The organism is Enterococcus sp. AZ040, from assembly GCF_050499185.1.
GTDB lineage: Bacteria > Bacillota > Bacilli > Lactobacillales > Enterococcaceae > Enterococcus_D > Enterococcus_D entomosocium.
This window is the reverse complement of the sequence record NZ_JBMHEW010000001.1, coordinates 2,725,725-2,749,822: the sequence shown is the minus strand read 5'-3', so window position 1 is coordinate 2,749,822 and position 24,098 is coordinate 2,725,725. Positions and strand designations below refer to the sequence as shown.

Annotated in this window: 28 protein-coding genes; 18 read left to right on the top strand and 10 right to left on the bottom strand. The window is 43.8% G+C overall.

Features of this window, described 5'->3' with window-relative positions; genetic code table 11:
* Positions 1-50: 50 nt before the first annotated feature.
* The 5 genes from IGK63_RS12605 (at position 51) to IGK63_RS12585 (ending at position 5,886) form a co-directional block, all read left to right on the top strand.
* Entirely contained in the window at positions 51-932 is an 882-nt protein-coding gene (locus IGK63_RS12605; RefSeq protein WP_005234118.1) for an HAD-IIB family hydrolase, read from the top strand.
* A complete protein-coding gene (locus IGK63_RS12600; protein ID WP_008380681.1) occupies positions 919-1,275 on the top strand; it encodes a DUF1827 family protein in 357 nt (118 codons plus the stop codon). The genes IGK63_RS12605 and IGK63_RS12600 overlap by 14 nt, the downstream gene beginning before the upstream one ends.
* A gap of 244 nt (positions 1,276-1,519) precedes the next feature.
* Positions 1,520-2,986: a nicotinate phosphoribosyltransferase gene (locus IGK63_RS12595; RefSeq protein ID WP_005234120.1), complete on the top strand. Its 1,467-nt coding sequence runs from the start codon at positions 1,520-1,522 to the stop codon at positions 2,984-2,986.
* A gap of 62 nt (positions 2,987-3,048) precedes the next feature.
* The gene (gene nadE, locus IGK63_RS12590) at positions 3,049-3,873 is read left to right on the top strand and encodes an ammonia-dependent NAD(+) synthetase (protein WP_016612726.1); all 825 of its coding nucleotides are present in this window, start codon (positions 3,049-3,051) and stop codon (positions 3,871-3,873) included.
* A gap of 192 nt (positions 3,874-4,065) precedes the next feature.
* Complete coding sequence (locus IGK63_RS12585; protein WP_429972517.1) at positions 4,066-5,886, top strand: LTA synthase family protein; 1,821 nt, start codon at positions 4,066-4,068, stop codon at positions 5,884-5,886.
* Positions 5,887-5,953: 67 nt separating this feature from the next.
* Here the strand turns inward: IGK63_RS12585 and IGK63_RS12580 are convergent, their stop codons facing one another.
* Complete coding sequence (locus IGK63_RS12580) at positions 5,954-7,603, bottom strand: MutS-related protein (RefSeq protein WP_016612724.1); 1,650 nt, start codon at positions 7,601-7,603, stop codon at positions 5,954-5,956.
* Between the two features lie 41 nt (positions 7,604-7,644).
* Positions 7,645-8,094 carry a class Ib ribonucleoside-diphosphate reductase assembly flavoprotein NrdI gene (gene nrdI, locus IGK63_RS12575; RefSeq protein WP_005228511.1) on the bottom strand — a complete coding sequence of 150 codons (450 nt, stop codon included), beginning with the start codon at positions 8,092-8,094 and terminating at the stop codon, positions 7,645-7,647.
* Between the two features lie 135 nt (positions 8,095-8,229).
* On the opposite strand from nrdI, the gene gloA2 reads away from it, so the two are divergent.
* Positions 8,230-8,607 carry an SMU1112c/YaeR family gloxylase I-like metalloprotein gene (gene gloA2 / locus IGK63_RS12570; protein WP_005234127.1) on the top strand — a complete coding sequence of 126 codons (378 nt, stop codon included), beginning with the start codon at positions 8,230-8,232 and terminating at the stop codon, positions 8,605-8,607.
* A 93-nt stretch (positions 8,608-8,700) separates the two neighbouring features.
* Entirely contained in the window at positions 8,701-9,267 is a 567-nt protein-coding gene (locus IGK63_RS12565; RefSeq protein ID WP_005234129.1) for a GNAT family N-acetyltransferase, read from the top strand.
* Positions 9,268-9,271: 4 nt separating this feature from the next.
* On the opposite strand, the gene IGK63_RS12560 is transcribed toward IGK63_RS12565, so the two are convergent.
* Together IGK63_RS12560 and IGK63_RS12555 are read right to left on the bottom strand one after the other, a co-directional pair.
* Complete coding sequence (locus IGK63_RS12560) at positions 9,272-9,793, bottom strand: LURP-one-related/scramblase family protein (RefSeq protein ID WP_005228514.1); 522 nt, start codon at positions 9,791-9,793, stop codon at positions 9,272-9,274.
* Positions 9,794-9,832: 39 nt separating this feature from the next.
* On the bottom strand, positions 9,833-10,702 hold the full coding sequence (locus tag IGK63_RS12555) for a Cof-type HAD-IIB family hydrolase (RefSeq protein ID WP_016612723.1): 870 nt from the start codon (positions 10,700-10,702) through the stop codon (positions 9,833-9,835).
* A gap of 132 nt (positions 10,703-10,834) precedes the next feature.
* Between IGK63_RS12555 and IGK63_RS12550 the strand changes: the two genes are divergently transcribed.
* The 5 genes from IGK63_RS12550 to IGK63_RS12530 all read left to right on the top strand — a co-directional run bounded on the left by IGK63_RS12550 (position 10,835) and on the right by IGK63_RS12530 (position 14,387).
* Positions 10,835-11,524: a uracil-DNA glycosylase gene (locus IGK63_RS12550; protein WP_005234138.1), complete on the top strand. Its 690-nt coding sequence runs from the start codon at positions 10,835-10,837 to the stop codon at positions 11,522-11,524.
* Between the two features lie 141 nt (positions 11,525-11,665).
* Positions 11,666-12,649 (top strand): phosphate acetyltransferase, encoded by a 984-nt coding sequence (pta, locus tag IGK63_RS12545; RefSeq protein ID WP_008380699.1) that lies wholly within the window; start codon positions 11,666-11,668, stop codon positions 12,647-12,649.
* A 215-nt stretch (positions 12,650-12,864) separates the two neighbouring features.
* Positions 12,865-13,338, top strand: coding sequence for a tRNA (adenosine(37)-N6)-threonylcarbamoyltransferase complex ATPase subunit type 1 TsaE (tsaE, locus tag IGK63_RS12540; protein WP_034872118.1), 474 nt, complete (start codon positions 12,865-12,867; stop codon positions 13,336-13,338).
* On the top strand, positions 13,331-13,855 hold the full coding sequence (locus IGK63_RS12535; RefSeq protein ID WP_016612720.1) for a GNAT family N-acetyltransferase: 525 nt from the start codon (positions 13,331-13,333) through the stop codon (positions 13,853-13,855). Before tsaE ends, IGK63_RS12535 begins: the two co-directional genes overlap by 8 nt.
* Before the next feature lie 16 nt (positions 13,856-13,871).
* Complete coding sequence (locus IGK63_RS12530) at positions 13,872-14,387, top strand: GNAT family N-acetyltransferase (protein ID WP_034872117.1); 516 nt, start codon at positions 13,872-13,874, stop codon at positions 14,385-14,387.
* 75 nt (positions 14,388-14,462) lie between these two features.
* Here IGK63_RS12530 and IGK63_RS12525 read toward each other — a convergent pair whose 3' ends face one another.
* Together IGK63_RS12525 and IGK63_RS12520 are read right to left on the bottom strand one after the other, a co-directional pair.
* The gene (locus tag IGK63_RS12525) at positions 14,463-14,996 is read right to left on the bottom strand and encodes a 3'-5' exonuclease (protein WP_016612718.1); all 534 of its coding nucleotides are present in this window, start codon (positions 14,994-14,996) and stop codon (positions 14,463-14,465) included.
* A gap of 84 nt (positions 14,997-15,080) precedes the next feature.
* Positions 15,081-15,833, bottom strand: coding sequence for an exodeoxyribonuclease III (locus IGK63_RS12520; protein ID WP_005234144.1), 753 nt, complete (start codon positions 15,831-15,833; stop codon positions 15,081-15,083).
* 214 nt (positions 15,834-16,047) lie between these two features.
* On the opposite strand from IGK63_RS12520, the gene IGK63_RS12515 reads away from it, so the two are divergent.
* From IGK63_RS12515 to IGK63_RS12500, 4 genes are all read left to right on the top strand, one after another.
* Positions 16,048-16,323, top strand: coding sequence for an AbrB/MazE/SpoVT family DNA-binding domain-containing protein (locus tag IGK63_RS12515; protein ID WP_005234145.1), 276 nt, complete (start codon positions 16,048-16,050; stop codon positions 16,321-16,323).
* On the top strand, positions 16,317-16,667 hold the full coding sequence (locus tag IGK63_RS12510; protein ID WP_008380710.1) for a type II toxin-antitoxin system PemK/MazF family toxin: 351 nt from the start codon (positions 16,317-16,319) through the stop codon (positions 16,665-16,667). Before IGK63_RS12515 ends, IGK63_RS12510 begins: the two co-directional genes overlap by 7 nt.
* A 138-nt stretch (positions 16,668-16,805) precedes the next feature.
* Positions 16,806-17,690 carry a UDP-N-acetylmuramate dehydrogenase gene (murB, locus tag IGK63_RS12505; RefSeq protein ID WP_422709001.1) on the top strand — a complete coding sequence of 295 codons (885 nt, stop codon included), beginning with the start codon at positions 16,806-16,808 and terminating at the stop codon, positions 17,688-17,690.
* A 117-nt stretch (positions 17,691-17,807) separates the two neighbouring features.
* The gene (locus tag IGK63_RS12500; protein ID WP_034872115.1) at positions 17,808-19,025 is read left to right on the top strand and encodes a hypothetical protein; all 1,218 of its coding nucleotides are present in this window, start codon (positions 17,808-17,810) and stop codon (positions 19,023-19,025) included.
* A 65-nt stretch (positions 19,026-19,090) separates the two neighbouring features.
* Here IGK63_RS12500 and IGK63_RS12495 read toward each other — a convergent pair whose 3' ends face one another.
* Genes IGK63_RS12495 through IGK63_RS12480 form a run of 4 tightly spaced genes read right to left on the bottom strand, consistent with a single transcriptional unit; the run spans position 19,091 to position 22,062 of the window.
* A complete protein-coding gene (locus IGK63_RS12495; RefSeq protein ID WP_005228527.1) occupies positions 19,091-19,735 on the bottom strand; it encodes an ECF transporter S component in 645 nt (214 codons plus the stop codon).
* A gap of 2 nt (positions 19,736-19,737) precedes the next feature.
* Positions 19,738-20,295 (bottom strand): phosphopantothenoylcysteine decarboxylase, encoded by a 558-nt coding sequence (gene coaC, locus IGK63_RS12490; protein WP_034872114.1) that lies wholly within the window; start codon positions 20,293-20,295, stop codon positions 19,738-19,740.
* Positions 20,296-20,326: 31 nt separating this feature from the next.
* Positions 20,327-21,076, bottom strand: a complete 750-nt coding sequence (gene coaB / locus IGK63_RS12485) for a phosphopantothenate--cysteine ligase (protein WP_016612713.1) — start codon at positions 21,074-21,076, stop codon at positions 20,327-20,329.
* Complete coding sequence (locus IGK63_RS12480; protein ID WP_034872113.1) at positions 21,073-22,062, bottom strand: acryloyl-CoA reductase; 990 nt, start codon at positions 22,060-22,062, stop codon at positions 21,073-21,075. Before IGK63_RS12480 ends, coaB begins: the two co-directional genes overlap by 4 nt.
* 386 nt (positions 22,063-22,448) lie before the next feature.
* Between IGK63_RS12480 and IGK63_RS12475 the strand changes: the two genes are divergently transcribed.
* The gene (locus IGK63_RS12475) at positions 22,449-22,991 is read left to right on the top strand and encodes a helix-turn-helix domain-containing protein (protein ID WP_008380724.1); all 543 of its coding nucleotides are present in this window, start codon (positions 22,449-22,451) and stop codon (positions 22,989-22,991) included.
* A 16-nt stretch (positions 22,992-23,007) separates the two neighbouring features.
* The gene (locus tag IGK63_RS12470; protein WP_005228533.1) at positions 23,008-24,096 is read left to right on the top strand and encodes an ABC transporter ATP-binding protein; all 1,089 of its coding nucleotides are present in this window, start codon (positions 23,008-23,010) and stop codon (positions 24,094-24,096) included.
* Positions 24,097-24,098 lie beyond the last annotated feature (2 nt).

Here is a 24,098-nt window from a genome sequence, read left to right as displayed (position 1 = left end):
TTTGCGTTTTTTAAAATGTGCTATAATTATAACAAAGAAAGGAAGATAAGATGCAAATAGTTTTTTCTGATATTGATGGGACGTTTCAAGAAATGGGGCACCCGATTCATGAGATCAATAAAGAAGCCATCCGTTGTTTGCAAGCCCAAGGGGATCACTTTGTGTTTGTCACAGGGCGAGGATTTGAGCTTGTTCAAGATATGATGGCGGAAGAAGGCCTTTCCTGCGATGTGATTTTCGGAAACGGCGCCGGTCTGATGATAAAAGGAGAAGCGCCTGTTTTGACGCATACCTTACCCTATAAGACATTGGCACAAGTGATTGGTATCTTAGAGACAGAAGCGGTTTTTTATTTCTTACATACTGACCATGGCATCATTTCCCCACAAGCGCATTTGTATGAAGCGCAATTTCAAGAAAGCCGTAAGCAGTTACTCGCGGAGTTAGGGGAGCGAGGGCAAATCATCGCTGACTACAAATACGAGTTCTTCTACAACGAATGCCTTCATAAAGACGACGTGTTGCAGTTTATGAAGGAACATCCAGAGATAAAGGTCATCAAAATCGAACTGATGGAAGCGTCAGACGAAAAAAGAGAACGGCTGCGGGCGATGATCCAGTCAGAAACGGCAGCGATTTTTCAATCCTTTGTCCAAACACTGGAAATCGTTGATCCATTGGCGACCAAAGGTGCGGCGATCCGTAGCTTTTTAGAAGCTTTTCCCGCTGCCAAAAGCTACGGGATCGGTGATGGTGAAAATGACCTTGCGATGTTTGAAGCGGTGGATGTTTCTTTGGCTGTAGCAAATGCCAGCCCAGCGATCAAAGCAGTTTGTGATCGAACCATTGAGCGCGCGGAAGACGGCGGTGTTGGCCGCTTTATTTTAACAGAATTAGTTTCGAGAGAGGATGTTGTGCATGAAGTTGATTGAAACCCCAGTAAACCAAAATCTAAATATGGAAACTTTTTACCCGAACATCTCCAAGTATCTATTCGACAAAATAGCGATCAAATACTATAAATTGTATTCGCTTGATCGGACGCAGATTCTCTATGTGGATAGTTTTGATACGATTTCTTTAGTATTGATCAACAATAAAAAGAAAATCAGTCGGGAAGAAGTCGATACAGCGATTCATCGTTTGCTGAAGGTCGATCGCAAAGACGTGACCGTCAATATCAATATTCGTAAAGAAATGGAAGCAAGAGGCATCACCTTTTCTAAACCGAGAAAAGATGTCATTCTTGTTCAATTGCCTGTGAAAGAACACTAGTTGAAAGAAGTTGGGACATGCACGTTGCAAGAGCAATCAAACGTTGAACAAAGGGGCGACCTTATACGAGCGCGCAAATAATGCGCAATAAGTAGGAGGCTGACCCATGCTTTGGAGCAATTTGTTCTCAGATGGATTGCCTTGTACTGGCAAAAGCCCAACTTTTTTTTGAAAAAACAAGTTTTTCTGTCTTTTGTGTTTTTTTTGCTATAATGAGAAGAAGTAAGCTAGAGGGAGTAAGAACATGCAGAAATTATTTAAAGATGACAGCTTGACGCTGCACACCGATCTCTACCAAATCAACATGATGCAAACCTATTGGGAGTTAGGCAGAGCCGACCGTAATGCGGTGTTTGAATGCTATTTCCGTGACATGCCTTTTGAAAATGGCTATGCGATCTTTGCCGGTCTGGAACGTTTGATCGATTATTTGAACGATTTATCCTTTTCAGAAACGGATATTGCCTACTTGCGAGAAATCGGCGGCTACCCAGAAGCCTTTTTAGAGTATCTAAAGGAGTTCAAGTTTGCTTGTACCGTTCGTTCAGCGTTAGAAGGCGATTTAGTCTTCAACAATGAACCAATCATTCAAGTAGAAGGGCCGTTAGCACAAGCGCAGCTGATCGAAACAGCGCTACTGAATATGGTCAATTTCCAAACCTTGATCGCCACGAAAGCGGCCCGCATCAAATCCGTGATCGGCACGGATCCCTTGTTGGAATTTGGTTCACGTCGGGCACAAGAATTGGATGCAGCCATTTGGGGGACCCGAGCGGCTTATATTGGCGGAGCGGATGCGACGAGTAATGTGCGGGCAGGGAAGATTTTTGGCATCCCAGCCAGCGGAACCCACGCCCATTCCCTCGTGCAATCCTACGGCAATGACTATGATGCATTTATGGCGTATGCCCAAACCCACAAAGATTGCGTATTCTTAGTCGATACCTATGATACCTTGCGTTTAGGTGTGCCAAATGCGATTCGTGTGGCCAAAGAGATGGGGGATAAGATCAATTTCTTAGGTGTGCGGATCGACAGCGGCGATATGGCCTATATCTCGAAAAAAGTCCGTGAACAGTTGGATGAAGCGGGATTCACGGAAGCCAAAGTCTATGCTTCCAATGATCTAGACGAAAATACGATTCTAAGCTTGAAAATGCAAAAGGCGAAAATCGATGTATGGGGTGTCGGCACCAAGCTGATCACCGCTTACGATCAACCGGCATTAGGTGCGGTTTATAAACTGGTTGCCATCGAAAATGAGCAGGGAGAAATGATCGACACCATCAAATTATCCAGCAATGCCGAAAAGGTTTCGACCCCTGGGAAAAAACAAGTCTGGCGGATCACCCGTAAATCGGACGGCAAGTCAGAAGGCGATTATGTCACGCTATGGGAAGAAAATCCGCAAGCAGCAGACGAACTGTTCATGTTCCATCCTGTTCACACTTTTATCAACAAAACAGTGACGAACTTTGATGCGCGACCATTGTTGCAAGATATCTTTGTAGATGGCCAGCAAGTGTATCAAGTACCTGACTTAGAACACGTCAAAGCCTATGCGACGAATTGCTTGGATTCCCTTTGGGATGAGTACAAACGTGATTTGAATCCACAGAAGTACCCAGTTGATCTCTCGCAAGAATGTTGGGATCATAAAATGCGGACGATTGAAAAAGTACGCAAACAAACCAATGGCGCGATTTTGTAATCCGCAACTGCGCTGGTCCTAGGATCAGTCAGCTGCTTCAAAAAATAAGAGGAGGCGTTTCTATGACCATGCAACAAGAAATTATCAAAGAATTAGGAGTCTTACCGACCATCGACCCGAAAGAAGAAGTTCGTAAGAGTATTGATTTTTTAAAGGCGTATCTGCAAAAGAATTCGTTCTTGCATACGTTTGTCTTGGGGATCAGTGGTGGGCAAGATTCGACATTAGCTGGCCGGATCGCGCAATTGACGATGGAGGAAATGCGCAGTGAAACCGGGAATCCCAACTATCAGTTCATAGGGGTACGCTTACCTTATGGGGAACAAGCAGATGAAGAAGATGCAAAAAAAGCCATTGAATTTATCAAACCAGATATTGAGCTGCGGGTAAACATCAAAGCCGCCGTCGATGCCCAAGTGCAAGCGGTGGAAGAAGCAGGCTTAGCGGTTTCTGACTTTAATAAAGGCAATATCAAAGCCCGTCAACGGATGATTACGCAATATGCCATTGCGGGTGAAAAAGCAGGAGCTGTTCTGGGTACGGATCACGCTGCTGAAAATATCACCGGCTTCTTTACGAAATACGGCGATGGCGGTGCCGATATCTTACCACTGTTTCGTTTGAACAAACGCCAAGGTCGTCAACTCTTGCAATACTTAGGCGCGCCAGAAGCGTTGTATACAAAAGTCCCAACTGCGGACTTGGAAGATGGCAAACCTTTAGTGGCAGATGAAGCAGCTTTAGGAGTGACCTACAACGACATCGATGACTATTTAGAAGGCAAGGAAATTGCGGCTGAAGCCCAACAAACCATTGAAAACTGGTGGAACAAAACGCAACACAAACGCCACTTGCCAGTCACGATTTTTGATGATTTTTGGAAATAAACGAAACCAGTGATTCCGTTCCATTCAGATAGAAAGAAGAGTCTAGGGGGCAAGAAACCTTAGACTCTTTTTTTATGAGGGTTGCTTTCTTTAAAAATAACAAAAGCTTCTTGCCCTGGCTTTACTTTCTTGTCTTGAAAGCATAAAATACGAGGGTACCTAGAACGTGTAGAAAAGGAGGAATGTTCCTTCGTGAAAATAAATAGCCATCCTTATCTGAAGATCGCATTAAAAGGCATCGCCATCGTCCTGTTGATCATTTTCAGTAATTTATATTTGCAATGGTGTCAAAACAATCTTTCCGTTGAATTAGCCTTGAAATTTGCCTTTTCGTGGCATACAGCAAAGTTTTTCTTGGCTTGTGGGGTGCTACTGCTGGTGTATGGGGTGTTTGCCAGTTTGGCAGGTTCAGTACTGATCGGGGGCATCTTTTATAGTGTCGTCATCGGAATCTTAGGGTACGCCAACCATACGAAGATGGTCTATCGCCAAGAACCAATCTATCCTGATGATTTAAAGATGGTCACTCAATTCGACCTTCTACGAACCATGATCGGCAATGGCGCGTTTTTCTTAGCCATCCTCTTTGCTCTGGCGGCGATCGGGGCGATCGGCTGGAGTATCTATCGCAGCCGCAAATTAAACCGGCGTTTACAAGTAATGCGAGGGGCAGTGCTGGTCGTATGCTCGCTGGGCTTAGTCTATGTTTCACACTTCAACGACAGCAACAACCTTCTACGCAAAGCCTACAATCAGACGGCGCTCTGGATTCCGTATTCACAAAAAATGAACTATTACAATACGGGATTTATCGGTGGGTTTTTGTACAACTTGCGGGTAGATGCCATGACGAAGCCTGAGGGGTATTCAAAAGAAGCGATCCAAGCGATTGCGGATACCTACAATGCACAGGCGGCGGAGAAAAACCAAGACCGTGAAAGTGAAGCACCAAATATCGTTTATGTGATGAGTGAGAGCTTTTCCGACCTGAGCCATTTAAATGGCTTGTCGATCACCGGCGATCCGTTGAAAGACTATTACCACGTCGCCGATCAAACCATCAGTGGAAAAATGCTTTCGCAAAATTATGGAGGCGGTACGGCAAACATCGAGTTTGAAGCGTTGACTGGTTTTGCCATGGGCCTATTGAATCCACAGATGACAACGCCTTACACGATGCTAGTGCCGAAATTGACGCAACTGCCATCCTTGGTTTCTTTCTTGGAACAATCAGGGTATACGGCAACGGCGATCCATCCTTACGATACATCGATGTACAAACGCAAGGATGTCTATGGGGTGATGGGGTTTGAACAGTTTATCGATCAAGATACGATGACCTATACCGACAAAATCGAAAATAATCCTTATATCTCTGATGAGGCGGCCTACAAAGAAGTGCTGGCTTTGTTGGAAAACGATCAGCAACCGCAATTTGTCCATTTAGTGACGATGCAGACCCATATGCCTTATGCTGGCAAATACGATACGTTGAATTACCAAGCGAGCGGTCCTGGCAATATGGCTTCTTTGGAAAACTACCTGCAGGATATCTCTTATAGCAGTACAGCATTGAAAAACTTTGTGGCTGAATTAGAGCAGCTGGATCGGCGAACGCTGGTCGTCTTTTGGGGAGATCATTTACCAGGCATTTATGCCGATGAGATCAAGGATCAAAATGAAACGGCTGCCCTGCATGAAACCGAATTTTTGATGGTTGATTCGCAAGGGAATTTTGCGCCAGAAGATGTACCAGTAACAAGTCCTTTTTATTTTGCGCCGAACCTATTAGAAGCCAGTGATCAACCAACCAGCGGGTTTTACCAGTTGTTGTTGGCCTTGCAAGATGAGTTGCCGGCTTTTGAACTGGGTCAATATTATCAAGAGGGACAATGGCAGACGACTCTTGCGTTGGATAAAGAAGCCCAAGAAATCTATGATGCCTACAATTTGATCCAATATGATGTGCTACAAGGAGAGCAATACAGTTTAACGACTGGTTTGTTTGACTAAATGAAACATAAAATAGCGCCTTATCCTGTGACTGACACTGGGATAAGGCACTTTTGTTTGTGTGAAGTTATAATTCCTGCCATTTACGATTTTGATCAAAATCATTGGCGGCGGCGTAGGCGTCTTGAACGATCGTTTCAGGGTAGCCCATGACTTTTAAGAGGGCGATCGCGTTGCGGCTCAAGGCAGGACCAGATTTGACCTTATAATCAAAGGAGATGCCGTCATCTTCCGTGACTTGTTCAGAAAAATGAATGTTGCGGCAATCATTTTTCAAAATTTCAGTCAGCTCAATATCATGGGTAGCGACAAAGGCCAATGATTGGTAGGCTCGCAACCAATGGATGATGCTGGCAGAAGAAGCGATTCGTTCCACCGTATTGGTTCCTTTTAAAATCTCATCAACAAAACAGTAGCAGCGCTGTTTCGTGGCAACGGTATCTAGCAGGCGTTTGATGGATTTGATCTCCGCCACGAAATAGCTGTCGCCTTCAAATAGATCATCTTCGACAGCCATCGAGGTAATGACGTGACCAGGAACCATCGTAAAGGTTTCAGCTACTGCTGTCTGGATGGTTTGTGCCAAAATACAGTTGATGGCGACACTTTTGACATATGTCGATTTGCCTGAGGCATTGGAGCCAGTTACAAGGGTATTGTGGTTCCAAGTGACATCATTCATGACTGCTTCACTCAGAAGGGGATGATACGTACCCGTTGCTTCTACACCTCCGCTTGTTTGGAAGGTCGGTAGGCAAGTGATGGGCATATACGTGCGAAAATTTAAAATGGCGGCTGCGACTTCCAATTTTCCCAGCAAATTCCACAGATCGATGGCTGCTTGTTGGTGTTTGGCCAGAGTAGTGGTGACCGTTTGATAGGAAATAAACGGCAGCATAAAAATGATATTGATGTATTCAAACAACATGTCTCCTTCGCTGCCGTTTTTGGCACGAAACGAGAAAGCGAAACGAGTGATCTTTTTTAATGGTGCCAAGGATTGTTTGATCTCATCTTGGAGAGGCGTGTTGATTTTAGCGATCTGACTGCCACAGGCAATCGTTTGAACCAAATAGCGCATGCTGTTCAGTTCTGTTTCCAGCTTGGCTTTTTTGATGGAGTAATAGATCGTATTGAAAACGACACTGACCAACGTCAACAGGATGCCTTGGACAAACCCCAGCAGGATCAGCAAGATGCCGACTAACGGCAACGCACCTAAAAAGACAAAGAAAGGCAGAGAACCGATCGATTGCGCAGCTTCATTGGCCAAGTAGGCTTTCGAAAAATTATCATCTTGTTTTCCTAAACGAGCAAACGTATATTGGGATTGTTCGCGTGCGGCACTGTCAGCAGCAAAAAAGTCGATCAATTTGGTCAGCTGTTTGTCCGGCTTGAAGTGGAAATTGCGTAATTGCTGGTACAACGCTTCTGAACCAACACTGGAAAACGTCAGATTAATGGACTCAAACAACGAAAAGCCATCCAAGTCATACCAAGTGATGTCATCGACCTCGCTATCAAAATCGTGAAACTTCTTCTCAGTCAGCCAAGCTTTTTTCAAACTCGCTTCTTTATCAAAGCGGGGCTGACGGGGAAGTTTTCCCCAAGAAAGCCGAACGTAACGGCGTACTTTGTATCGATTCCAGATATCTAGTGCGGTCAAGATGAGAATGCTGGCGAGTATGATCAAAATGACCATCGTTTGTGGTTCCATATGCAAAAGTCCTCCTAATGGCTAATGAATGCTGGCTAAAGCTAAGTGTTGCTGTGGGCAGGATCGATTTCTTTTAAACAAGCATAGATCCGTTCAATATCTTGTGTCGTGCCTCGCAGCTCGAAATCCGCTAAGAACGGAATCGAAAATTGTTCCGCATATTGCTTTGCGGTCAAGCAATATTGATAATTAAAGTTTTTGTTGCCGCTGCCGATCACGCCTAAGCAAAGAGCGGCGTTGTTTTCATAGTCAATGTATTCCCGCATGGTTTCTGTAAGGATCTCCTGATCGCCGTTATCGACGCCGTTTCCACCTTCTAAATAGGTAGGGACAAAAACCACATAAGGTTCGTCTTCTTGTTCAAAGACACTATTGTCATGAATTTCTTTGGCTTCCCAAGTGCTCGGTGTGTCTTGCTGATCTGCATAGGCCAACAAGCGGTTGACGAATGCACGGGTATTTCCAGAGATTGAAATATAAAGTAGTTTCATTTTTTCATCACCTTCCGCTTTCTAGTATAACAGAAACCATTTATGAAAAGAGGAGAACTTCGGCAGTCTTTTCTAGTAAAATGCAGCCAAAGGCTTTAAACTGAGAGAGGAGTCCAATACAAAGGAGTGGCAATAATGTTTTCAAAAATGCATCATGTGGCGATCATCGCTAGTAATTACCAACAGACCAAAGAGTTTTATGTAGAAAAATTAGGCTTTGAAGTGATTCGTGAACATGCGCGCCCAGAAAAGAAAGATGTAAAAATCGACTTGCGCTTTGGGGAATCAGAAATAGAACTGTTTGTGGTGGAAAACCCACCAGCAAGACCAAGTTTTCCCGAAGCAGCCGGCTTGCGACATTTGGCCTTTGCGGTGGAAAATATTGAAGCAGTCGTAGCGGAGTTAGCCACTAAAGGGATTGTGTGCGAACCGATTCGTTTTGATACCTTCACCAATAAGAAGATGACCTTTTTCCAAGATCCAGACGGCTTGCCGTTGGAATTACATGAATAAACAAGAAAGACTTTGTGTTGATCCTTTGTCGATTCAACTTGGTTTTTCTTGAGAGAATTGTTATTCTATGTATAGAAGCAAGGAGGAAAAAACGTGATAAGATTTGCAAAAGAAGAAGATCGTTTTGTCATGGCTGAACTCGTTTTAGTCATTTTAAAGGACATGGAATTGCCGTTTGTCAAAGAGATCGGAGAAGCCAAGACCTTAGAGATCTTGGCAGATGCCATGCTAGAACCCGATTATCGTTACGGCTTTCGCCGTGCGCTAGTCAATGAGATCGACGGAGAAGTTGCTGGCGTCGCCTTTGGATATCCAGACAAAGAAGAGGCGACGATCGATCAGCCTCTAGATAAAGTGCTGGAACAGTACGGTTTGAGTAAAGACATGAAGCTGTTTATCGATGAAGAGACTTTACCAAATGAATGGTACTTAGATACCATCTGTGTGGCTGAGAAATTTCGGGGCAAAGGCGTCGGCTCAGCCTTGTTAGAAGCATTGCCGAAAATTGCTTCTAGAGATGGTTATGAGGTGATCGGCTTGAGTGTTGACCGAGCAAATCCCCATGCGAAGCGGCTCTATGAAAAGCACGGATTTGAAGTCGTGGCCCAAAGAGAGATCAGTGGCCATCTTTACGACCATATGCAAAAAAGAACCAGCTGATTTTTCAGCTGGTTCCATTTGTTAGTCGAAGCTCAAGAGGATGGTCTTTTTTGCGGTGCCGATTGTACAGCCAGTAATCCATGACGGCCGCAATACAGATGCAGACCGGCGCATCCCGGTCATCGACAACATCCAGTACATAATAATCCCCCGTCAACAAGGTCGCTTTGTCCATCTCCATAATCTTTTTATTGAAATGATGGATCCCATAGCGATGATTATAGATATCGCCGTGGACCGCCCAGTGAAGCTGCTGGATATAGTAGAAATCACCTGGCCAGTTAAAGATTTTTTGCAGTGTACCGACTTTCTCAAAGTCTTTGTAGATCTCAAAGCGTGTACCAAAAGTAAAGCTGATTTGTTTGATACTAGCGACCATTTGCCCATTTAAACGGTAAAGGGAGAGGGCATCGCCCTTGGTTCCCCAACGTCCCACCATCAAAAATAGTGATTTGCCTGTTTCATCTTTGACAATGGTTCGTGTGACTCTGCTAAGTTGCCTATCTTGGATGAAAAATTCTGACATACTTACGCCTCCTCATGTATCCCCAAAAAGCTGCGTGGTTTAAAGATTTTCATCAATTGCCCGAACGATTGCTTTGCCGACACCAGCCTCAATATTGGTGTCCGTCAAATACTTCGCGACTTCTTTTACCTCTAACTCGCCATTTCCCATTGCAAAACTAACGCCTGCCAGTTGCAGCATACTTACATCATTTAAGTTGTCACCGATCGTCATCACTTCCGCCAGTGAGATCATCCGATCTTTGGCGACATGTGCCACTGCGATTCCTTTTTGCGCGTTTCGGTGGTTGATCTCAATATTGTTTTGTCCAGAAGAAGTCACCACTAAATCGCCGTACCCATCGATGATTTTCGTGATAGGACCCAATACCCGCGCACCATCTTGATGGAAGCAGATCACTTTCAAAAATTCTAATTCTTCGATCGAAAACAACTCACTGAAATCATCGACATAATTGATCGGTAAAAATTCTAAACGGGCAGCTGTCATAGCAATCGCCATCTTATGAGTGAGATGGGGCATTGCTTCTGCCGTATGGATCGCAAAATTTTCGATCCGACGTGTCTGACTTTCCGAATAGATCCCATTGCTCGTTGAGACCTCAAAATAGATGTCGTTTTCTTTTAGTAGGTCGATCAACGAACGAGTTTGTTCATGGCTGATCGGCACAGTAAATAATGAATTACCCGCTTCGTCATAGACTTGGGCCCCATTCAAGGTGATCATTGCACAGTCGATCCCGGCTTCTTGCAGCGGCGGCAATGCCTCTTTACGGTTACGGCCAGTTGCGACCATAAATTCGATTCCTTTGGATTGGGCATATTTGATTGCTTGGATATTTTCTTCTGAAATCTGCATACTGGCATTTAAAAGCGTACCATCCATATCAGAAGCAATTAATTTGATCATTGTCAGCGTCCTTTCTTAATCGTTTCTACAAATAGTGTACCATAAATCACGGATTTTTTTTCTTTCGAAGAGTAATTCTTGTTTCTAAGGGGAGGGATTTGTTATCCTAGAAGAAAACAAAGGAGATTCGCCATGAAACGACTATTGGACAATGATTGGCAAGAACAATTGCAGGAATCATTTGAGCAACCCTATTACCAACAACTACGGGCTTTCTTGAAACAAGAATATGCCCAGCAAAAGATCCATCCAGCGATGGATCATATTTATGAAGCACTTAAACTGACACCATACCATGACGTAAAAGTTGTCATCTTAGGTCAAGATCCTTATCATGGCCCTCACCAAGCCCACGGACTGTCGTTTTCCGTGCAGCCGGGGGTCAAAATACCGCCTTCCTTACGCAATATTTACAAGGAATTAGCCGATGACTTAGGGATTGCACCTGTGTCCCATGGCTATCTTGTGCCATGGGCGCAGCAAGGGGTCTTATTGTTGAATACCGTATTGACGGTACGTGAGGGACAAGCCTATTCACATCACGGGCATGGCTGGGAGCAGCTGACAGATACGATTATCGAAAAATTGAATCAACGAGAAAAACCGGTCATTTTTGTGCTTTGGGGCAAACCCGCTCAAAAGAAAGCCGCTTTACTAGATACCAGCAAACATATTATTATAACAGCGCCTCATCCAAGTCCGTTGTCGGCACATCGAGGATTCTTTGGTTCAAAGCCTTTTTCTAAGATCAATCAAGCGTTGCTTGCATTAGGGGAAGAACCGATTTCTTGGGCGTTACCGGAAAAAATAACACAGTTGTAAAACTGTGTTATTTAGAACTGGTGTTTTTGTGAAAAAGGTAACGATATTTAAAATAATCGACTAATACAGGATTTTTATCTGTTCTTTTTTTCATAGTTATTGTACAATGGAAGGGTATAAAAAAACTGGAGGTCTTTACCCGTGGAATTATTCGAAAGTTTAAAATTTAAAATCGTGCGTCGTCATATCAAAATCGTTTTTCCAGAAGCAACAGATCCTCGTATCCTAGGTGCTGCTAGCCGTTTACGTTCAGAAGAATTGATTGAACCCGTTTTGATCGGTAACCCGGTTGAAATCGAAAAAGCAGCAGAAGCTCGCGGAATCAACGTATCAAACTTTGAAATTTTAGATCCTGAAAATTATGATCGTTGGGATGAAATGGTTGAAGCTTTTGTGGAACGCCGCAACGGCAAAGCAACGAAAGAACAAGCAGAAGAAATCTTAAAAGATGTCAACTATTTCGGTACAATGTTGACTTACATGGGCATTACTGAAGGAATGGTTTCAGGAGCGATCCATTCTACGGGTGATACAGTAAGACCCGCTTTACAAATCATCAAAACAAAACCAGGTGTGAGCCGTACAAGTGGTGCTTTCTTAATGGTTCGTGGTCGTGACCAAGAAAAATACTTGTTCTCAGACTGTGCCATCAATGTAAACCCAAATGCACAAGAATTAGCAGAAATCGCTGTTGACTCAGCGAAAACCGCTGAATTATTTGAAATCGATCCAAAGGTTGCTATGTTAAGCTTCTCAACGAAAGGTTCTGCGAAAGCACCAGAAGTAGATAAAGTCGTTGAAGCAACAAAAATCGCCAAAGAATTGGCACCAGAATACCAAATCGATGGAGAATTGCAATTCGATGCTGCGTATATCTCAGCAGTTGCGCAATTGAAAGCTCCTGAATCTGAAGTAGCTGGTAAAGCAACCGTCTTTGTTTTCCCAGATTTACAATCAGGAAACATTGGCTATAAGATCGCCCAACGTTTCGGTAACTTTGAAGCGATTGGACCAATCTTACAAGGGTTGAACAAACCAATCTCTGATTTGTCTCGTGGTTCAAATGAAGAAGATGTCTACAAATTATCAATCATTACTGCGGCACAAACATTAATGGAAAAATAAGCAGCCAATCGCTGCACTGATGAAAAACTGATCCGTTGAGGGTCAGTTTTTTGTTTTGCTTTTGGAAAGTTGAGGGCAGCAAAGCAGGGGGCGTCCATATGAATCAACGATCCAGTGGTCGTCGGGAAATTTTTCTTAAGCTCCTTCTTTACAATTCCTTGAAAAACAAGCTATACTAGCAACTAGTAAATTAGATTGATCAAAGGATGGGGACTATGTTTACCATTAACGACTTAGAAGCAACCGCAGCATTTGCAAAAATCATTGGAGAAGTAGCCGAGCCAGGGGATAATCTGGTATTGACGGGCGACTTGGGTGCTGGCAAAACAACATTGACGAAAGGCATCGCCTTGGGGTTAGGGATCGAGCAACTGATCAAAAGTCCGACCTATACGATCATTCGTGAATATACCAATGGGCGGATGCCCCTGTACCATATGGATGTCTATCGGGTGGAATACGGTGCAGAAGATTTAGGACTGGATGATTATTTCGAAGGGGATGGCTTGTGTGTGATCGAGTGGGGCAATCTCTTAGAAGCCTCCCTGCCAGAGGATTATTTAGAACTGATTTTGGAAAAAGATGATACAGATGGACAAAAACGTCTTGTGAAATGTCATGCATATGGCACCAAAGCAACCGCCTTTTTGCAACGGATCACAACCAAATGGCAGGCAGCCCATGAGTGAGATCCAATTACAGATCAAAGAAGCCAAGGGTGCTGATGCGAAAGCCGTGTTAGCAGTCAGTCAACAGCTAGGAGAAGAAACGGATTTTCTCTTAATGGACGAAAGCGGCTTGGCGTTGCCAGAAGCCCTATTGGCAGAACAGTTGGATGCTATCTATGAACGGGAGGACTATTTGCTGTTGTTGGCATTTGATCAAGAACAATTGATCGCCATGGCATCAGTCAAAGGCAACGAAGAGTGGCAATTAGCCCATGTCGGGGAGATCGGTATCTCGATTTTAAAAGACTATTGGGGCTTGGGCTTAGGTTCGCTCCTGATTGAAGAATTACTGGACTGGGTAGTAGAAGTTGGCGAATTGACCCGCATCGAGTTGACCGTCCAAGCGAGAAATCTACGAGCGATCCATCTGTATCAAAAATTTGGTTTTTTAACAGAAGGCTGCATGAAAGAAGCAGTGCAAACCCGCGAGGGGCAAAAAGTTGATGTCTTGATGATGGCACGTCTTTTTGAATCATAAAAAAGGAGTGAAGGAAATGGAGTTTCGGGAACCGACGATCGCAGACTGCGATCAAATCGAAGCGTATCGGCAAGCGTTCGAGAAGAATCAAGAAGTCATCCATGGTGGGGCAGGACTTGTAGAAAGTCCGACAGCCAAAGACTGGTTAAAGGGATTGGCGGATTTTAAAACAGCAGAAACAGTACCAGAAGGATTCGTTCCCGCCCGTACCTATCTGGCTATCCAAGATCAAAAAGTGGTCGGTCTCTTGAATCTGCGTCTGACACTTAATGCATACTTGCGCCAAATTGGCGGACACATCGGGTATTCGGTGCACCCAGATCATCGAAAGCAAGGCATCGGCTCGGCAATGCTGGCACAGTCATTGGTAAAGGCCAAACAATTTGGCTTGAACAACGTGTTAGTAACCTGTGAAGAAGCCAATCGCGCCTCCGCCAAAGTCATTGAAAATAACGGCGGTAAACTAACCGAAAAAGCCATTGATCCTGAAGATGGCGCTGTAATCTGTCATTATTGGATCGACCTGACCTGAAATGAATGCTTCCTTAAATGAAAACGTGCGTCCTAAAGTCTAGCGCAATGCTGACTTTAGGACGCACGTTCTTATTTATTTGACTAAAACCAATTTTTTTAATGGATCGATGCCAAATTCTTCTTCTTGACGCAATAAGATTTGGGCACATGCCCGGCTATCTTCCAAGGCATCATGGTGGTTTAGTAAAGGAATCTGCAATTGCTCACAAACCGTATTTAATTTGTGGTTCGTAAATTCTGGATACAGTTTGCGGCTTGTTCGTACCGTGCACAAGGAAAGATAGTTTGGTTGTGACAACCCATAATAGTCAAGACACCCCGCCAAAACGCCGGTATCAAAACCAGCATTATGCGCAACGATCAGACTATTTAATTGATAATATTGTTGGATTTGTTTCCATACGTCAGGAAACTTAGGCGCTTCTTGCACATCTTCTGGACGGATGCCATGAATTTGAATGTTTTTCCAAAAAAATTCCGTTTCCGGTTGGATCAATGTGTAATATTCGCCCACGATTTTGCTGTCTTGTACCATGGCTAGTGCAAGGGAACAGGCACTATGCTTTTGATAATTTGCTGTTTCAAAGTCCATTGCGATAAAATTCATCAGACTCACCTCATTGCCATTCTAGCACAAAATCAAAGAATGAAAAGCGAACAAACGTTAAGAAAAACTGAAGTTTTCCTACGGTTAGTTGAGATCCAGTTCCACCGGACAATGGTCACTGCCGATGATATCTGTATGGATCTTGGCGTCTAGCAAGCGCTCATTTAAGTCATCCGAAACGACAAAGTAATCGATGCGCCAGCCGGCATTGTTTTTGCGAGCGTTGAAACGGTAGCTCCACCAAGAATAAATGCCTTCTGCATCTGGATAGAAATAACGGAACGTATCGGTAAAGCCAGCAGCCAAAAGAGTTGAAAACTTTTCCCGTTCTTCAGGTGTAAACCCAGCACTTTTTTGATTGGTTTTCCAGTTTTTGATATCGATATTTTTATGGGCAACATTCAAATCACCACAGAGAATCACTGGCTTTTGTTGTTTCAATTCAGTCAAGTAAGCCAAAAAGGCATCTTCCCAAGTCATGCGATAATCCAAGCGGCGCAATTCATTTTGGGAATTCGGTGTGTAGCAAGTAATCAAGAAAAATTCAGGATACTCCAGCGTGATGACGCGACCTTCCGTATCATGTTCTTCGATTCCTAATCCATAACGGACGGATAGCGCAGGTTCTTTTGCGAAAATCGCCGTGCCAGAATAGCCTTTCTTCTCCGCATAATTCCAGTATTGATGATAGCCTGGTAAATCCAATTCGATCTGACCTTCTTGCAGCTTTGTTTCTTGTAAACAAAAGAAATCAGCATCGAGGGCTTCAAACACTTCAGAAAAATTTTTTTTAACGATGGCCCGTAAACCATTCACATTCCAAGAAATAAATTTCATTAAGACTCCTCCTTATTTTCCACTACGCCTCCCATTTTACCTAAAAAAGCCAGAAGCGCAAAGCAAGTGAGCGGAATAAGGAAAACAAGGAGGAAGAATGAGGATTAAATTTGGATGCTAGAGAAAATTCGTTTGTGGTACGAAAAAGGATTAATAAATCCTTACTTTTCCTTACGTTTTATGTTACAATCGTTTTGAAAAGGGGGCAGTTCACATGACGATCAAAGCGCAAGTTTCAGCGAAAATGACTTCGAAAAATCAAATAACTATTCCAAAAAGTGTGCGGCAAAAGTTAGGCTTAAAAGAGAATCAGCGGGTAATTTTTGAATTTACTCCAGAAGGCGAGATCAAGGTAACAGGCGAAAAAGCAGCACCTTCCTTTGAAGATTTTTGGAAACAAGAATTAGCGATCGTAGAAGAAACGGGGAAATTTGATACAGGTGAGATGTTTTTTGGAGAAGATTTAGGTGAGGAGAATATTGAATGGTAAGACAAGGAGATATTCTTTTTATTGACTTAAATCCCACCAAAGGAAATGAAATGGCAAAAAAAAGACCGTGTGTGGTGGTTAGTAATGATTATTATAACAAGAGTTTCAATACCGTCTTAGTGATGCCAATCAGTAGCTCAAAAAAATATGTAGAAGAAAAATTCGCTCGATCGAATGCGTTTCAAACAGTTACCGAAACACAAAAGAGTAAAGTTCAAGGGACGATTCTTTGTCAGCATATTCGCAGTGTGGACCTCTTGCATCACAGCAACTTAGAAGTAGTCGATAAAGTCACTACGGAGATGAAAGAACGATTATCTGAAATAACAAAACACTTTTTTTGAAGCTTACTCTTTATTAATCAGGTCATTCGATTATTAAGCTTTTCTTTGATTCACCAGAGGTAGCAACTTTTCCTTGAACATGCTAAAATAAGTGAGATGTTTATTGTGAAAGGAAACCTTCTCGTGAATAAAGACTTGATGATTGCGCAATTCCCTGAAATTGCCTTATTAAAAGATGAACCCTTATTGAACTATACGTATACAAAAACTGGTGGACCGGCAGACATTTTGGCTTTTCCCAAAACAGCAGAAGAGGCTAAACAGCTGCTTGATTATTGCCGAGAACAAGCGATTCCTTGGATCGTCTTAGGAAACGCCAGCAACTTGATCGTCCGTGATGGTGGTATTCGCGGCGTGGTGATCATGCTGTCGGAAATGAACCAAATCGTGGTAGACGGCACTTCTTTGATCGTCGATGCTGGAGCAAAGTTGATCGATACCACCTATGTCGCTTTGCATGAATCCTTGACTGGTTTTGAATTTGCCTGCGGGATTCCCGGCAGTGTCGGCGGTGCCGTCTTTATGAATGCAGGCGCTTATGATGGCGAGATCCAAGATGTCTTTGCGTCCTGCGACGTTTTGCTGGCTAATGGTCAAATCGTGACATATACCAAGGAAGAAATGGAATTTGCTTATCGTCATAGCAAATTGCAAGAGCAAAAGATGATCATTTTGAGCAGTCGCTTTGATCTAACAAAAGGTGATCAAGAGCAAATCAAAAAGCGGATGGATGAACTGACAGAATTGCGGCAATTGAAGCAACCGCTAGAATACCCCTCTTGTGGGAGTGTCTTCAAACGCCCAGTCGGTCATTTTACCGGCAAGCTGATCCAAGATGCAGGCTTACAAGGATTGAAATGGGGCGGTGCCCAAATTTCGGAAAAACATGCGGGCTTTATCGTGAATGTCGATCAAGCAACAGCCACGGATTACGTTGAACTGATCGCTCATATCCAACAAGTCATCAAAGAAACCTTTGATGTCACCTTAGAAACAGAAGTCCGAATCATCGGCGAAGAATAGATTAGCGAAAAGATTGTCCCGCGGGGCAATCTTTTTTTCATGAGAGCTGATAAAAAAGAGCTTAGGATTGTAAGCTTTCGCAGTCTTCGGTACAATAAACGAAAAGGAGTGAGCAGGATGAAAAAGTGGGGAAGCGTCATTTTGTTTGTTGGGTTCGCCTTTCTTTTCGGCGGTTGTACGAAATTACCGCAAGAACAGTTTGCCGAACAGTTGACGAATCAGCAAGCAGCGAATGCGGGTGAATTCCAAGCGACGATCGATACCTTTGAGATAGGCAGCAGCAGCGAATACGGTCAAGAAGCCGATAGGTATGCCTCTATGTTGATGTCACAGTTAGTTGGCTCGTCATTTAAAGGGGACTTCGTGCAAGACAAAGAAACCAAAGCGATTTTACTCAATCTGGCAGTCGCTTTTGGGGGGCAGGAGCTGCCGATCAAGCTGATCGTCGATCCAGAAAAACAAGAAGCGTATGTGTCAGCTGAAATCTATGAAACACTGCAAGGGTATATCAGCGCATTTGGTGATGACAGTTATGGAACAACACCAGACGCTGGGGAATATGAGGGCAAGTACCTGCGCATCGATCAAGAAACCTTAGATTCTTACTTTGAAGGAACTTTTGCAGAGGACGACGAGGAGACAACCGAAGCAGAAAAAGCGCCTGAAAACCTCTTTACCATGAACAGTCTTTTTCATAATGAGACGTTTGCAGACTATTTGAAAACCTTCGAACCGGATGCTTTCAAAAGAGATGGAGATACGATCAGCCATACGTTTACCAAAGAAGAATTGGCAGATTATGCAACCTATGCCCAAGAACACGGTGCCGATCAAAAGCAAGTCGCCGAATTAGAAACGATGCTGGAAGAAGTCGAGCAGTTTGACTTAGCTATGACCGTCAATACGAAAACAAATCAGCAGAAAATGGCTTTTCACTTCGTGCAAGCGGATGAGCTGCAAACGACTATCGGAGCTACGGTGACTTTTACAGGAAAGAAAAGTGATACTGGCGTTGCGATCCCCACAGCGGAAGAATTGATTGACCCAGAAGAATTGTTTTCTCCCTATGATTATGGCTGGGATGACAGCTATGACGATGGGTATGAGAATGATTATGATGATGAGTACTGGGATAGCTATGATGAAGCCGATGATTGGTCTTCTTATATGCTGACGGATGAGGAGTTCGAGGAACTGCTACTGCAAATCAAGCAAGAGCTGCCTTATTTGACCCAAGCAGATATCGATGATTATCTGACATTTTATGAAGAGTATTTGACCCAAGAGCAGTATCAAGAGCTTGTCGAAGCACTCCAGATGACACAAAGTTTATGAGTCACTCAAAAGGGAAGCGACCGCCTAAGTTAGCCAAAAAGCTAACTTTAGGCGGTCGCTATTTTTTAGATTCGATTTTTTTTGCGGTTCATGACTAAGCGCAAAAGAACGGTTCCAACTGCCATCGTGGCGATTCCCGCTACAATGGCTTCAGGCACGCCTTGGGCGAAGATCACACCCAAAATCGCTGCGTAAACAGCATTGCCGGCTTTTCCCACAACCTCCGCATATTCTTGCTGGAACAAGAAGTAGATCAAGTTCATTACCAGAATCGTATTCGTCAAACCTCCGGCAACACCAGCAATCAGTAGCGAAAGACTTTGCTGTTTGTTTTTCCAGATTTTTTGACAGCCTTTATAAACAAAGTAAGGAACGACACCAATCAAAATACGGGGAATCAGCGCTACGAGGATCGCTTTCCAACTTCCTTGATCACTCCCATAAATCGGTACGAAAGGGGAGAAGACAAAAGAAAGCGGGGTGATGATCCAGGTCGAACGCACCATACTGATGATCCCAAAGGCGCCGCCTAAAAAGCCGCCGATCCGAGGGCCTAATACAATGGAAGCGATGATCACAGGAATGTGCATCGTTGTCGCATTGATTGGTCCTAAGGGAATAAACCCAAGAAAGGGAACCGATGCTAAAAGAATCAAGATTCCTAAAAAGAAAGCTGTTAAGACAAGTTCAAAAGTTGATATTTTTTTCATTGTTAGACACTCCGTACTTCCAAAGCAATCAATGCTTTTTCAAGAATCGTTTCTGTTGCTGCTAATGCGCCTCTGCCGAAATCACCGCAAGCCAGTAACGCTTCACGGGGTTCAATCTCTTGGAAGCCGACTTCTTTCAAAATCCCCAAATTTCTTTGAACAATCGGGTTTTCGTACATGACGGTATTCATGGCTGGCGCAATCAAGCGGGGCACGGATAACGGCAACGCTAAGGCAACTGTTGAGATCAAATCATCGGCTATCCCATGCGCCAACTTGCCAATACTGTTGGCACTGGCTGGGGCGAGCAAGAAAAGATCGGCTTGTTTGGCTAGTTCAATATGATTGATCCGATCTGGTTGACGTTCTTGCATAACATCTACATGGATCGGGCGTTTGGATAATGACTGTAGAGTCAAAGGCGTAATAAATTGTGTGCTATTTTGAGTCATTAAGACATCCACTGCATAGCCCTTTTTGGTTAATTCATTGGTTAGGTCGGCTGCTTTGTATGCAGAGATACTGCCGCTGACGCCAAGCAGAACGTGTTTTTGTTTCATGTTTCTTTCTCCTTTTCTAAAAAACATCTAGCTAAGCACGCAGGTCATTGCGTAATGTGTCAACGATCAAGGTTGCGATCTCAGCTTTTGTGCGGCCAGTCCCGATTTGTCCTTCTTGTGTCAAAAGGTGTCCGACATGCTGGTTTCCAGAAATTTGCGTCAAGTCGTTGGCCAACACATAATCTGCTTGGCTAGCCAGCAGACTTTTTCGTGCGACCGCAAACAACTCGGCTTCCGCTACGTCTACTAATAATTTGAATCCGACTAATAAGGTTGTCGGCTGTAATGCTTTGATGGTTTGGATCACTTTCGGGGTTTTCTTCAACACTAAAAACAAATGATCCGTATTGGAAGAAACTTTGCCTGCCGTTGCTTCAGATTGTGCGAGCACGTGTGCCATCAATGCCGGAGTGACCTGGTTGTCATAAGTCGGTAGGGCATCGTTGATTGCTTCATAAAAGGCTGCTTCTGAAAAATGAGCAGCAGGGGTAAAATCACTAACTGCCATACTGTGGATCACGGCAGCATACGAATGGGTCGTCAATAAATCGGTCAATTGCCCCAACAAGTCCGTGGTCCCTTCAATGAAATGACAGGTAACTCGTGGATCGGTAGGCGGTTGCTTGGCAGTTTTCGTCGTAACGTAATCGATGGTCACCTCAGGGTACCGCAGCCATTCATTGGCAATCGCTTGACCAAGTGAACCCGTGGAATGATTCGTGATTGCACGGACATCATCGATTTTTTCGGAAGTACCGCCAGCCGTAATCAAAATTCTCATTGCCCTTGTGACACCTCAACGATCGTCCGTCCTTGGTGCGTGCCAGCTAATAAAGCTGCCAACGTTTCTGGTAAGTCTTCCAAAGTGATGGCTTTCGTGTAAAGCTGATCGATCACATTCCACTCACCCGCTAATTTCTCCCATAATGCCGTGCGGATCTCATGGGAAACATTGACTGAATCGATCCCAATTACGCGAATCCCACGCAAAATAAAGGGTAAGACAGTCGTTTCGATTTTGATCCCACCAGCATTGCCGCATAAGAAGGCACCGCCCCCATAAGCGATTTGCGGAAGCACTGCCGCAAGCAATGGACCGCCAACAGTATCGATGACCGCTGCAAACGATTGTTTTGCTAATGGTTTGACCTTTTCGGGTACCACTTCATCCGGACGGATGATTTTTGATGCGCCTAGGTCTAACAACCATTGCGCATCGGTTTTACGAGATAGCGCCACTATATTTGTATAGCCCAGTTTTTTCAATAAGGCAATGCTGACACTGCCGACGCCACCGCTCGCACCTGTCACCAAAATCGCAGCGTCTTTTGCTAAGTGCAGCTGCTCTAATTCTTGCACCGCTAAAGCTGCTGTGAACCCAGCCGTGCCATAGGTCATACTGTCTTTCGCTGAAAAACCAGCAGAACGTTTTACGAGCCACTCGGCCGGGACCTGTTGAAATTGACTGTAACCGCCTGGGTGAGAAACCCCTAAGCCATAGCCAGTCACTAAAACTTGATCGCCTGGGGCAAAATCAGCAGACTGACTGTCCACGACTTCCCCTGCTAAATCGATTCCCGGCGTCATCGGATACGTGCGAATCACGCCGCCATTTTCATTTGCTGCCAAGGCATCTTTGTAATTAACATCTGAGTAATCAACACGGACAAGCACATCGCCTGCTGGCAGCTCGTCAAGGGTTGCAGTTGTGAGTGAAGCAGTAAAATTTGGTTCATTCATGACACGAAAGGTAGAGAAATTCGTCATTTCAGACACTCCTTTGATGGTTTGTACTCATAATACCATAAGTTTTATTTTTTTAACCAGTGAAGCAAGAAAAGGCAGGGCTTCTTATCAAAAAATCAGTAAAAACAGATCATTATTAAATCTACCTTTTCTTCGTTAAAATAGAAGATGTTCTTTTAAACCTGTGAAAAGCGAAAATGACGGGACCGCCAATAATTTCCTTTATAGCACAAGCATTTAGCATCACTCCTTTTTTTGATTAGGGAGAAAAGAATTCAAAGAAATGAAGAAAAAAGGCTTGTGTTTTTTGCAATTATTTGTATACTAGAAAAAGTGAAATTAAACATGAAGTTTACTTATAGCAAACTTTTTTACTTGCAGTTGTGTCAATAAAAGGGGGAATGAACATGGAGATTGGCGAGAAGCTGCGCAATTTGCGCGTTCAAAAGAATTTGACCCAAGAAGAATTAGGCGAGCGGACCGATTTGACGAAAGGCTATATCTCACAGTTGGAACGTGATTTGAGTTCGCCTTCTATGGAAACTTTTTTTACGATCTTAGAAGTTTTAGGCGTGACACCAGAGGAATTTTTCCGAGAAGAAAATGCGCAGCATCAAGTGGTTTATCGCGAAGAAGACAGTACGCTTTATTATGATGAAGAAAATGGCTATGAATTGAAATGGCTGATTCCCGATTCCAATGAAAAAGAAATGGAGCCAGTCTTGCTGACTTTTGATAAAGCCGGCGAATACAAGACCTTTGAACCATCGTTAGCAGAAACATTTATCTATGTCTTAGAGGGCAGTGTGGCGTTGTCGTTAGGAGAAACGCAGTACAAGGCTCGTAAAGGCCAATCGATCTATTATCAGGCGACTGAGCCGCATCAATTAAAAAATATCGCCGGCAAAAAAAGCCGTGTGCTCGTAGTCGTGACGGATTCTTATTTATAGTACAGGAGGAAAGAGTGTGGGAAAAACAATAATTTCATTCAACAATGTGGTGAAGCGATTTGATGATGATGAAACAGTTTTGAAAAAAGTGAGTTTTGATATTGAAGAAGGTCGCTTTTATACATTGTTAGGTCCTTCAGGTTGTGGAAAAACAACTATTTTACGCATCATTGCGGGTTTTTCGGACGCAACAGAAGGCGACGTTTATTTTGATGGACAAAGAATTAATGACGTTCCTGCCAATCAACGGCAAGTGAATACTGTCTTTCAAGATTATGCCTTATTCCCACATATGAACGTTTTTGAAAATGTGGCATTTGGTCTGCGAATCAAAAAATTACCAAAAGATGAAGTGAATAAAAAAGTCTTAGAAGCGTTACGGTTAGTACAACTTCCTGGTTATGAGAATCGTGAAATCAGCGAAATGTCAGGAGGTCAACGCCAACGGGTCGCAATCGCACGAGCGATCGTCAATGAACCCAAAGTATTGCTTCTTGATGAACCATTGTCCGCATTGGACTTGAAATTGCGAACTGACATGCAATACGAGCTGCGGGAATTGCAGCAGCGACTAGGCATCACCTTTATTTTTGTCACCCATGACCAAGAAGAAGCGTTGGCCATGAGTGATGAGATTTTCGTCATGAACAAAGGGAAGATCGTCCAAAGCGGAACACCAGTGGATATCTACGATGAACCAATCAACCATTTCGTGGCGGATTTTGTCGGTGAAAGCAACATCGTCACAGGCACGATGATCGAAGACAACTTAGTGGAGTTTGTCGGCAAGCAATTTGAATGTGTCGATGGCGGGATGCGGCCGAATGAAGCCGTTGAGATCGTGATCCGTCCGGAAGATTTGAATTTGACGACGGCGGAAAAAGGCAAGCTGGTCGTTGAAGTGGATACGCAATTGTTCCGAGGCGTGCATTACGAGATCATTTGTTACGACGAACAAGGCAACGAATGGATGGTTCACTCTACAAGAAAAGCCACTGAAGGAAGCAAGATCGGTCTTTCCTTTGAACCAGAAGACATCCACGTCATGCGTTTCAATGAGTCCGAAGAAGATTTTGATGCTCGTTTAGAGAGCTACGAAGATTAGGA

Excerpts from the sequence above, each read along its gene's own strand:
- IGK63_RS12605 (WP_005234118.1), top strand. The coding sequence starts at position 51 with ATGCAAATAGTTTTTTCTGATATTGATGGGACGTTTCAAGAAATGGGG.
- IGK63_RS12600 (WP_008380681.1), top strand. The coding sequence starts at position 919 with ATGAAGTTGATTGAAACCCCAGTAAACCAAAATCTAAATATGGAAACT.
- IGK63_RS12595 (WP_005234120.1), top strand. The coding sequence starts at position 1,520 with ATGCAGAAATTATTTAAAGATGACAGCTTGACGCTGCACACCGATCTC.
- nadE (WP_016612726.1), top strand. The coding sequence starts at position 3,049 with ATGACCATGCAACAAGAAATTATCAAAGAATTAGGAGTCTTACCGACC.
- IGK63_RS12580 (WP_016612724.1), bottom strand. The coding sequence starts at position 7,603 with ATGGAACCACAAACGATGGTCATTTTGATCATACTCGCCAGCATTCTC.
- nrdI (WP_005228511.1), bottom strand. The coding sequence starts at position 8,094 with ATGAAACTACTTTATATTTCAATCTCTGGAAATACCCGTGCATTCGTC.
- gloA2 (WP_005234127.1), top strand. The coding sequence starts at position 8,230 with ATGTTTTCAAAAATGCATCATGTGGCGATCATCGCTAGTAATTACCAA.
- IGK63_RS12560 (WP_005228514.1), bottom strand. The coding sequence starts at position 9,793 with ATGTCAGAATTTTTCATCCAAGATAGGCAACTTAGCAGAGTCACACGA.
- IGK63_RS12555 (WP_016612723.1), bottom strand. The coding sequence starts at position 10,702 with ATGATCAAATTAATTGCTTCTGATATGGATGGTACGCTTTTAAATGCC.
- IGK63_RS12550 (WP_005234138.1), top strand. The coding sequence starts at position 10,835 with ATGAAACGACTATTGGACAATGATTGGCAAGAACAATTGCAGGAATCA.
- tsaE (WP_034872118.1), top strand. The coding sequence starts at position 12,865 with ATGTTTACCATTAACGACTTAGAAGCAACCGCAGCATTTGCAAAAATC.
- IGK63_RS12535 (WP_016612720.1), top strand. The coding sequence starts at position 13,331 with ATGAGTGAGATCCAATTACAGATCAAAGAAGCCAAGGGTGCTGATGCG.
- IGK63_RS12530 (WP_034872117.1), top strand. The coding sequence starts at position 13,872 with ATGGAGTTTCGGGAACCGACGATCGCAGACTGCGATCAAATCGAAGCG.
- IGK63_RS12525 (WP_016612718.1), bottom strand. The coding sequence starts at position 14,996 with ATGAATTTTATCGCAATGGACTTTGAAACAGCAAATTATCAAAAGCAT.
- IGK63_RS12520 (WP_005234144.1), bottom strand. The coding sequence starts at position 15,833 with ATGAAATTTATTTCTTGGAATGTGAATGGTTTACGGGCCATCGTTAAA.
- IGK63_RS12515 (WP_005234145.1), top strand. The coding sequence starts at position 16,048 with ATGACGATCAAAGCGCAAGTTTCAGCGAAAATGACTTCGAAAAATCAA.
- IGK63_RS12510 (WP_008380710.1), top strand. The coding sequence starts at position 16,317 with ATGGTAAGACAAGGAGATATTCTTTTTATTGACTTAAATCCCACCAAA.
- murB (WP_422709001.1), top strand. The coding sequence starts at position 16,806 with ATGATTGCGCAATTCCCTGAAATTGCCTTATTAAAAGATGAACCCTTA.
- IGK63_RS12500 (WP_034872115.1), top strand. The coding sequence starts at position 17,808 with ATGAAAAAGTGGGGAAGCGTCATTTTGTTTGTTGGGTTCGCCTTTCTT.
- IGK63_RS12495 (WP_005228527.1), bottom strand. The coding sequence starts at position 19,735 with ATGAAAAAAATATCAACTTTTGAACTTGTCTTAACAGCTTTCTTTTTA.
- coaC (WP_034872114.1), bottom strand. The coding sequence starts at position 20,295 with ATGAAACAAAAACACGTTCTGCTTGGCGTCAGCGGCAGTATCTCTGCA.
- coaB (WP_016612713.1), bottom strand. The coding sequence starts at position 21,076 with ATGAGAATTTTGATTACGGCTGGCGGTACTTCCGAAAAAATCGATGAT.
- IGK63_RS12480 (WP_034872113.1), bottom strand. The coding sequence starts at position 22,062 with ATGACGAATTTCTCTACCTTTCGTGTCATGAATGAACCAAATTTTACT.
- IGK63_RS12475 (WP_008380724.1), top strand. The coding sequence starts at position 22,449 with ATGGAGATTGGCGAGAAGCTGCGCAATTTGCGCGTTCAAAAGAATTTG.